The following is an 8,569-nucleotide window of genomic DNA, read 5'->3' on the forward strand; positions in this document are numbered from 1 at the left end:
TCGGAACTTGACGTCGAGCGTCGAACCAATCAGCCTATCTCAAAGACAAGCTTCGAACGATACCGGTATTGATCGCGAGGCTTTGGCCCGCCTTTTGGTGGAAATTGCCCGGAACGTCGATCCTGACAACCGTGCCCTTTACGAAGGCGTTCCGGCCGCCGATCATCGGCTTGAAAGGCTCCGCCAACTGCTCGTCGGCGGCGAGATCTCGGAGCTGTCACGCGTTACGCACCTGCTCGACGAACCCGAGCAGCTTGCCGCCGCGGTGGGAAACGTTCTGCCCGAAGCAACGGCGCGCGCGTCCCATGCGCAACTCGGCGAGGCCCTTGCCCCGGCCGTCGAGAGAGCCGCGCAGCGGTCCATCCAAAAGAACCCGAACACGCTGACCGATATATTGTATCCGGTTTTTCTGCCGGCCATTCGCAAGTCGATCGGCGAAAAGATCGACCAGACCTTCCAGTCGTTGAATGAGTCTCTGAGGCATATATTCACTTGGCATGGGTTGAAGTGGAGGTTTGAAGCCTGGCGAACGGGGACAAGCTTCTCGGCAGTTGTTCTCAAGCATTCTCTTATCTATCGCGTGGAACATGTCTTTCTCATCAGTCGCGCTTCTGGGCTCCTGATTGCGCATGTAACATCCCAAGACGCAACCAGCGAAGACCCTCAACTGATTTCCTCGATGCTGAGCGCCATCCAGGATTTTGTGAAGGACTCTTTCAAAGAGAAGGAAAACAGCGGCCTCGACACCATCCGGTTTGGGGAACTTCGCCTCTGGTCGGAAGTCGGACAGTTTGCGACCCTGGTTGCGGTGATCCGGGGAAATCCTCCGGAGGAACTGCATGAAGTCATCCGCGACGTACTGCTTCGCATCCATCAAGAATCCTCGCGAGCCCTGGAGCGGTTCGACGGGGATAGTTCCCAGTTGCCCGGCGTGGAGACGCAGTTGCAGACCTGCGTCGAGCTGCAGCACATGGATACGAAAGAGGGATTTCCGTGGCTGGTGGTGACGGCGGTCCTGCTCGCATTGATCGTGGGGGGCGGCTGGTTCTTTCTGTCCTGGCAATCCGCACACCGCTGGCAGACCTACCTGTCGCGGCTGGCAGCCCAACCGGGCATCGTCGTTTCGGACCAAAAAATCCGTGGCGGCGAGTTCTATGTCGCCGGCCTGAGAGACCCGCTCGCCGCGGACCCACAGTCGCTGCTGCCGGGAACGGAGGTCGATCCCGCCCGCGTTCATTCAAACTGGCACTTCTATCAGAGCCTCGAGCCGGAATTCGTGCTGAAGCGGCTGTCGGCGTCGCTGGCGCCGCCGGATTCGGTACGACTCTCGGTCGTCGATGGTCGCATCGTCGCCGAGGGCGAGGCGACCACCACGTGGATCGACCGGGCGCGGGCCGCTGCCCAGCAGCTTTCGGCAGGCGGCCCGGTCTTCGACATTTCCGGGGTCAGCGATGTGAGCGCCGAGGAGCGCTGGCAGGCCTACGTGTCGCAACTGGAGACCCAGCCTGGCATCATCGTCGCCGATCACAACGTGCGCGACGGCCAATTCTACATTACAGGTCTGAGAGACCCGCTTGCCGCCGACCCAAGGTCGCTGTTGGCGGGAACGCAGGTCGATCCCGCGCGTGTTCATGCAAGCTGGCAATTCTACCAGAGCCTTGAGCCGCAGTTCGTGCTTAAACGGCTGACGGCCTCGCTTGCTCCGCCGGATTCGGTGCGGCTTTCAGTCGTCAATGATCGCATCGTTGCCGCGGGTGTAGCCACCACCGCGTGGATCAACCGGGCGCGCGCGGCCGCCCAGCAGCTTTCAGCCGGCGGCCCGGTCTTCGACATTTCCGGGGTCCGTGATGTGAGCCCCGAGGAGCGCTGGCAGGCCTATGTGTCGCGCCTGGAGGCGCAGCCCGGCATCATCGTCGCCCAACAGAATGTGCGCGATGGCCAATTCTATATTGCCGGCCTGAGAGACCCGCTTGCCGTCGACCCGCAGTCGCTGCTGTCCGGGACGCAGGTCGATCCCGCGCGCGTTCATGCCAGCTGGCAATTCTATCAGAGCCTTGAGCCGCAGTTCGTCTTGAAGCGGCTAACGGCGTCGCTGTATCCGATGGATAAAGTGCGACTTTCAATCGTCAAAGGTCGCATTGTTGCCGAGGGTGAGGCTCCCGACACCTGGATAGATCGGGCGCGCGCAGCGGCAAGACAGCTTTCAGAAGGCGGGCCGGAGTTCGACATCTCCAAGGTTCGTGATGTGAGCCCCGATGCACGCGCGGCGGAGCATTGGCAGTATTATGTGTCGCGACTTGAGGCCGAACCGGGAATCATCGTCGCTCAGCAATCGGCGAGGGGCGGAGATTTCTACATTTCCGGTCTGAGAGATCCTCTTGCCGTCGACCCAAAAGCTCTGCTGTCCGGAACAAAGGTCGATCCCGCTCGCGTTCATTCACAGTGGCAATTCTATCAGAGTCTTGATCCGAAGTTCGTGGTGAAGCGGCTGACGGCGTCGCTGTCCCCGCCGAAATCGGTTCGGCTTTCGATCGTCCAGGGTCGCATCGTCGTTGTGGGCGAGGCACCTGCCGGCTGGATCAGCCGAGCGCGGGCCGCCGCCGACCAACTTTCGGCGGACGGAGTGGTTCTGGATGTCTCGCAGCTGAGCGAGCTAAACCTTGCAGAGCTTAATCAGTTGAGAGAGGCCATCCAGACGACCGATATTTTCTTCTCTTCCGGTAGAGTTGTCCCGGGACCGGAGCAGACGCCGGTGCTCGACAGACTGGCTGATCAGCTGAAGGAATTCGCAGAAAATGCCCACAAGGCAGGCGTGACGGCGCGGTTCATGTTGACCGGCCATTCGGACATAACGGGTCGCGAGACGGCCAACGCGTCGATCAGCGCCGCCCGCGCCGAGACAGTTCGCGCGCTTCTCAACAAGCGCGGCGTCGCTCCGGAACTCCTGCAGGTTCGGGGCGCCGGCACCTTCGAGCCGGCGGTGCCCGAAAATGAAAATAGCCGAACTGGGAACTCCACCAATCGCCGGGTTTCGGTTACGGTGAACCTAGAGTAGCGCGGAGCCCAGGATGCTGCAAAAAAAGATCTGCATGTTGGGCGGGTTCGCCGTCGGCAAGACCAGCTTGGTGCGCAGGTTCGTCCAAAGCATCTTCTCGGAAAACTACCTGACCACGGTCGGCGTCAAGATCGACAAGAAGAGCGTCGCGTTTCCGGACAAGACAGTGGACCTGATCTTGTGGGATCTGGCCGGCGAAGACGATATCGGCTCGTTCCGCGTCAGCTATGTGCGAGGCGCGACCGGGCTCGTGCTGGTCGCCGATGGAACCCGGCCAGCCACTCTTGCGGTGGCGCTCACGCTGCGCGAACGGTGCGAGGCCGAATTCGGCGCCATGCCGTTCATATTGCTGTTCAACAAGTCCGACCTGACTGATCGGTGGGCGGTACCGGAGGGCGAGATCGACGAACTCAAGCAACGTGGATGGCAGATCTATCTGACGAGCGCGCTTTCGGGCGAACATGTCGACGATGCGTTTCGTCAGCTTGCTTCGATGGTCGCCAACTAGACCATGTCCAGTTTGCCGAAAGAAGTCAGAAGCTGGATATACGACTTCTTCTCGAATGAGCGCTTCGCAGCTTATCTGATGATCGATACCCGGCAATGCATAGAAGCCAAGGGCGGCAATCTCGACTTTTACGGGCTCTCGTCGCTTCGCCTCGGCGAGCCCGTTGCCCAGCAGCTTGAATTCATGGAAGGGCTGCTGCCTTGCCCCGAGCTTCCATTCCATATGCCCATGATGGAACTGCCCGGCGGGCATGTCGCGGACCTTCACTTCTTTGGCGATGGCGACTCGGTGTGGCTGGTCTTTCTCGACGCCACGCCCGAACGCGACCACCAGCAGCGGCTTCAGCAGAAGGCATACGAAATGACGCTTCTGCAGGAGAGGGAGCGTCAACTCAATGCGAAGCTGCAATCGACGAATGAGGCATTGAGGGAGAGCCAGGAGGGTTTGTCGCGCGAGTACCGGCGCGCCGAATCCCTGCTCCTTAACATTCTTCCGGCCTCGATCGCGGAGCGGCTGAAGGCTGACGAGCAAATTGCAGACAACCACGCGGAGGTCAGTGTGCTCTTTGCCGACATCGTCGGTTTTACGGAAAGAGCGCGGAGCGTCGGAGCCACGACGACGCTCGCTATCTTGAATTACTTCTTCAGGGCTGCGGATCTGCTCTCGGAACAGCATGGCTGCGAAAAGATCAAGACCATCGGCGATTGCGTCATGGCGGTCGCTGGCCTGCCCGTCGCGCGACCAGATCACGCGCACGCCCTTGCACATTATGCGCTCGAGCTGCGGGAGGCGGCCAGGTGCGAGCGCTTCGCAGGAGAACCGCTAAGCCTTAGAATTGGAATTCACTCAGGGCCAATCGTCGCGGGCGTCATCGGCAAAAGGCGGTTCGTCTATGACCTGTGGGGCGACACCGTCAATCTCGCCGCGCGCATTCAAAAAGCCGCAGAGCCCGATGAAATCCGTATTTCGGATGCGACTCATCAATTGCTTGGGCCGGAATTTGCTTGCGAGCCGCTCGGGGAAACGGAATTGCGTGGCACAGGTCGCGTGCGAATGTGGCGGCTCTAGGCACCTTTACGCTTGCCTCGAAGGCATCCTATTTTGGAGGGCAGCAGCCACTCGCGGGCATAGAAATGTCGGTACTGCCTTTTGTAAGAATTTACGCGCCGCTCAACGCGGTGCTGGCTGCGCCTGGGCTTCTGGCCGTGGCTGGGCTCACGATACCGGACATGTCCGGACGAAGCAGGCTGGCTCTGGCTGTGGTGCTCGCTGTCATTTGGGGCGCCTATCTCCTGCAAATGGCCGCGACGCTGCTCAAGCGCCAGGCGGTAGACGCTAGGGACAGGACGCCGGCAATCGCCATCGATGTGCTCGCGGTCTTGGTTCCACTCGCCGCATTTCTGCTCGTTGGCACGCCCGACCGGAGCCTCTACTGTGCTGTCTGGCTCCTGAAACCGCTGCGCGACTCGACTTTCTTCCCGGTGCTGGGCAGGGTACTGGCCAACGAAGCGCGCAACCTGATCGGCGTTACCACGCTCTTCGGCGTCGTTCTGTTCGGTGTCGCTCTCGCGGGCTATGTCATCGAGCGCGATATCCAACCGGAAAAGTTCGGCAGCATCCCTCAGGCAATGTGGTGGGCGGTGGTCACGCTGTCCACCACCGGCTATGGCGACGCTATTCCGCAAAGCTTCGCTGGCCGTGTCCTTGCTGGGGCTGTCATGATGAGTGGCATCGGCATCTTCGCCCTCTGGGCAGGCATTCTTGCCACCGGCTTCTATCAAGAAGTCCGTCGCGGGGACTTTGTCCGTAATTGGCAATTGGTCGCCGCCGTGCCGTTGTTTCAGAAGCTCGGACCGGCCGTGCTGGTCGAGATCGTGCGCGCGTTAAGACCTCGCACCGTGCCGGCGGGCGCCGTGATCTGCCGCAATGGCGAGAGCGGTGACCAGATGTTCTTCGTCGTGGAGGGGCGCGTCAGCGTCGCAACACCGAATCCGGTGGAGCTTGGCCCTGGCGCCTTCTTCGGCGAGATGGCGCTGATCAGCGGCGAACCGCGTATGGCGACCGTCAGCGCCGCAACGGCGGTCTCACTGCTATCGCTGCACTCGTCGGATTTCCAGATGCTATGCGGCAGCAGCCCGGAGATCGCGGAAATCATCCGCAAGACCGCGCTCGAGCGGCGCGGCGCGGCGCCGATGCCTTGACGGTACTACGAGGTGCAACTGCGGGACATGTCCATTCCGGCCCCGAATTTCGACCTGGGTAAGGGCGCCGGTTTTTTCGCCATGAGCGTAGACCTCGGTGCGTGTCGGGAAGAAGCTGGTCGGCTGCGTTGTCTCCCTGTTAAAGATTGCCGCCCTGGATCAGAGCTGGAGGGCTCAAATGAGTTCGCCCCTGGTGGCTATGGGTATTGCCTTGCCGATTACCCAAAAAAGGCGAGTTTCGACCGATGGCGATGTATCAAGTTTCTGGCGCAACGGGATGTCTTCAGGACACCGCGACGCGGGTGGTCTTTTCAGTATAGCGAGGCGGTACTCGGCCGTGGAGGGCGTACGACAGCGACATGACCCCGTCCACCCGAACAATTGAGGTAGCAATGGAGCCGGCCAGATCCTCGATCTTGGGCATTAACACTACAGTTGCGGATATCCGCGCCGTTTGTAGTGACAGAATGGATGCCGCGGCCTGATGTCGTCGTCGCCACAGCGACCAGGCGATGATGAAGGGCTTTTGTGTCGGTGGGAAGATGAGGATCCGGGCGAGGAGATAGCGGATCTCGGGGACGCTCGGAACGAGCGCAGTCATCCGAATCAGGCGGCGATTGACCCTTTGACTCGTTTCGTTCGGTTTGCTCCATGCGCTGCGGCGAAGATCGGCCGATAGTTTGGACAGGAACGCCAGGGCGGTCATGCATAGGCTCATGTGGCGATGCCATCCGTGCCAGGACCGAGCCTCGCAATGATCAAGTCCGAGATCATCCTTGGCGCGCTCAAAGCACTCCTCGACCGCCCAGCGCAGGCCGGCCACTGCCGCCAATTCGGCCAAGGAGGAACCGGGCGGGGCGAAGACCAGGTAGTAGGCTTTTTCTCCGGATGTCGATCGCTTGCGGCGGACGAGAAGCCAATGCTCGAAGCCGCCTTTTGACGTCCAGGGGCGGCGGATGCGTGCCCAGTCGCAGCCGGTCAATCTCGAGTTGCTCCGGCTTCATCTGCCCGTGGCGGGGAAACGCATGCTGCGGATCCGTCGACAGATCGCGCACCCATTTGCGCAGCACGTTCTCGTGGACATCGAGGTCGCGGGCAGCCTGGGCCACCGCAACGCCCCGATCCTTGATCAATCTCACCGCCTCAAGTTTGAACTCGTGGCTGAACTTTCTTCTTTGCATTCCCACTCTCCAGTTCCGTCAAACACCTTATCTCGGTGTCCACGAAACCGGCAGCAGGCCAGACAGACTTTCCCGCAACGAGAGCAGCTTGCCTTAAGGCCGGATTCTGTGGGCCGCATTTGCTAGCGAAGCGCCATGAGCAACCGATTGCCGCCCGCCTGGGCAAAGCACCTGAAAACCAAACCCACGGCTAAGACACCGCCGCCGAAAGCTCTGCCGCCAGCAGCCCAGCGAAAGTCTGGCCCGCCCCAGAACCAGGCCGACGACATGCTGTTGAGGCAGGCGCTCGAACTACAGAAGGCTGAGCGACTGCCGGGGGCCGAGGAACTGTGTCTGCGCGTTCTGGCGCGGACCCCAAACCATCCGCTGGCATTCTATATACTGGGAACGCTCGGGCTCGGACACGACGCCGAGAAGGCCCTGCGGTATTTCGCTCGGGCGGTTGGAGAGGAGCCGCAGAACCCCTATTACCACCTCAGCCTCGGCGAAGCGTATTTGAAGGTCAGCGAATTTACGCCTGCGATCAGGCACATTCAGTACGCCCTCGATTTGAAGCCGGATCTGGTGGAGGCGCTTTGCACCTTGGGGGACGCATACACAAAGTCAACGCTTCCCGCCACCAAAGCTCCAAAGGCCGTTCAGCGGAGCAGACAAGAAGGGCTCTCCCCTGAGTACTCAGATGGCTGACTTGCCTGGGCCCAAAGAAGGCGCAAAACTGACATTCCTTGCGGCGTGACTCTCGAATGCCGCGCAAAAATGGGTGGACGAACTCAGAGCAGCGAGCTTATGGAAATCGTGGCTTGTCGCCCCGGCTGTGTAACAAGCTGCGTAACAAAGCAGATAAAAAAGCTACGTATTTTCAAGTTGTAGGCCCAAGATCGACAGACGCTCTCTCCGCCATAACCTTTTATTTCACAGATCTAAAGTGACTTCTCGCAATGCCGACAAGATGATGTGTAACAACCGCCAGAATTCGATCGCACACCATGCGTGCCGGGTTGCGTGAGATAGGGCGCGCCGTCCGCCAGCGGGCCGCTTCTTAATTGGAATTTGCGGCGGCTCAAGACACCCGGCGAGGACCCTAACGAATGCGATTACCCTCCAGGTCGAAGATACGCGCGCGGACAGGCTGAAAGCGCAATGTGATCGTCTCGCCGAAGCGCGGCTGGTCCTCGCGGCGCTCGGCGACCACGGTCTCGCCGCTCGCCAGCGCGCCGTGGACGTAGGAGGTCGAGCCGAGGCGCTCGGTGACGTCGACGGCAAGCGAAAGTGTCACGCCCTGCTTCTCGTCGAGATGCTCCGGCCTGATGCCCAGCGTCACCGTCTTGCCGTTCTCCAGCTTCGTCTTGAGATGCGTGATGTCCACCCTCGCCTCGCCGGCCGTCAGCGCCTTGCCATCGTCCACGACGGTCGCCTTGAGGAAGTTCATGCGCGGCGTTCCGATGAAGCCGGCGACGAAAGCGTTGTCGGGATCGTCATAGAGTGAGAGCGGCGTGCCGGTCTGCTCAATGCGGCCAGATTTCAGCACCACGATCTTGTCGGCCAGCGTCAGCGCCTCTGTCTGGTCATGCGTGACATAGACCATGGTTCGGCGGATCGACTGGTGCAAGCGCTTGATCTCGGC

Annotated in this window: 7 protein-coding genes and 2 pseudogenes; 5 read left to right on the forward strand and 4 right to left on the reverse strand. The window is 60.7% G+C overall.

The window, feature by feature from the left end; translation table 11 throughout:
• The first annotated feature begins 7 nt into the window (after positions 1-7).
• The 4 genes from LB520_RS25240 (at position 8) to LB520_RS25255 (ending at position 5,764) form a co-directional block, all read left to right on the forward strand.
• Positions 8-3,055 (forward strand): OmpA family protein, encoded by a 3,048-nt coding sequence (locus tag LB520_RS25240; protein ID WP_224639753.1) that lies wholly within the window; start codon positions 8-10, stop codon positions 3,053-3,055.
• 13 nt (positions 3,056-3,068) lie between these two features.
• Positions 3,069-3,563 carry a Rab family GTPase gene (locus LB520_RS25245; protein ID WP_095765774.1) on the forward strand — a complete coding sequence of 165 codons (495 nt, stop codon included), beginning with the start codon at positions 3,069-3,071 and terminating at the stop codon, positions 3,561-3,563.
• A gap of 3 nt (positions 3,564-3,566) precedes the next feature.
• Positions 3,567-4,631 (forward strand): adenylate/guanylate cyclase domain-containing protein, encoded by a 1,065-nt coding sequence (locus LB520_RS25250; protein ID WP_224545054.1) that lies wholly within the window; start codon positions 3,567-3,569, stop codon positions 4,629-4,631.
• 65 nt (positions 4,632-4,696) lie between these two features.
• Complete coding sequence (locus LB520_RS25255; protein WP_224523919.1) at positions 4,697-5,764, forward strand: cyclic nucleotide-gated potassium channel; 1,068 nt, start codon at positions 4,697-4,699, stop codon at positions 5,762-5,764.
• Positions 5,765-6,047: 283 nt separating this feature from the next.
• Here LB520_RS25255 and LB520_RS29215 read toward each other — a convergent pair whose 3' ends face one another.
• The 3 genes and pseudogenes from LB520_RS29215 to LB520_RS25265 all read right to left on the reverse strand — a co-directional run.
• The gene (locus LB520_RS29215) at positions 6,048-6,470 is read right to left on the reverse strand and encodes a hypothetical protein (protein WP_263483826.1); all 423 of its coding nucleotides are present in this window, start codon (positions 6,468-6,470) and stop codon (positions 6,048-6,050) included.
• Between the two features lie 48 nt (positions 6,471-6,518).
• Positions 6,519-6,587 (reverse strand): annotated as a pseudogene (locus LB520_RS29220) (hypothetical protein); the annotation flags it as partial.
• 145 nt (positions 6,588-6,732) lie between these two features.
• A pseudogene (locus LB520_RS25265) lies at positions 6,733-6,945 on the reverse strand (transposase); the annotation flags it as partial.
• A gap of 135 nt (positions 6,946-7,080) precedes the next feature.
• Between LB520_RS25265 and LB520_RS25270 the strand changes: the two are divergent.
• On the forward strand, positions 7,081-7,632 hold the full coding sequence (locus tag LB520_RS25270) for a tetratricopeptide repeat protein (protein WP_318012140.1): 552 nt from the start codon (positions 7,081-7,083) through the stop codon (positions 7,630-7,632).
• Positions 7,633-8,026: 394 nt separating this feature from the next.
• Here LB520_RS25270 and LB520_RS25275 read toward each other — a convergent pair.
• On the reverse strand, positions 8,027-8,569 hold a 543-nt coding region (locus tag LB520_RS25275), incomplete at its 5' end, for a TOBE domain-containing protein (RefSeq protein ID WP_224639755.1).

Origin of the sequence: Mesorhizobium sp. CA12, from assembly GCF_020165255.1 — a bacterium.
Lineage (GTDB): Bacteria > Pseudomonadota > Alphaproteobacteria > Rhizobiales > Rhizobiaceae > Mesorhizobium.

What these genes read in the sequence shown, in the direction of transcription:
- LB520_RS25245 (WP_095765774.1), top strand. Translation starts at nt 3,069, where the DNA reads ATGCTGCAAAAAAAGATCTGCATGTTGGGCGGGTTCGCCGTCGGCAAG.
- LB520_RS25250 (WP_224545054.1), top strand. Translation starts at nt 3,567, where the DNA reads ATGTCCAGTTTGCCGAAAGAAGTCAGAAGCTGGATATACGACTTCTTC.
- LB520_RS25255 (WP_224523919.1), top strand. Translation starts at nt 4,697, where the DNA reads ATGTCGGTACTGCCTTTTGTAAGAATTTACGCGCCGCTCAACGCGGTG.
- LB520_RS29215 (WP_263483826.1), bottom strand. Translation starts at nt 6,470, where the DNA reads ATGACCGCCCTGGCGTTCCTGTCCAAACTATCGGCCGATCTTCGCCGC.
- LB520_RS25270 (WP_318012140.1), top strand. Translation starts at nt 7,081, where the DNA reads ATGAGCAACCGATTGCCGCCCGCCTGGGCAAAGCACCTGAAAACCAAA.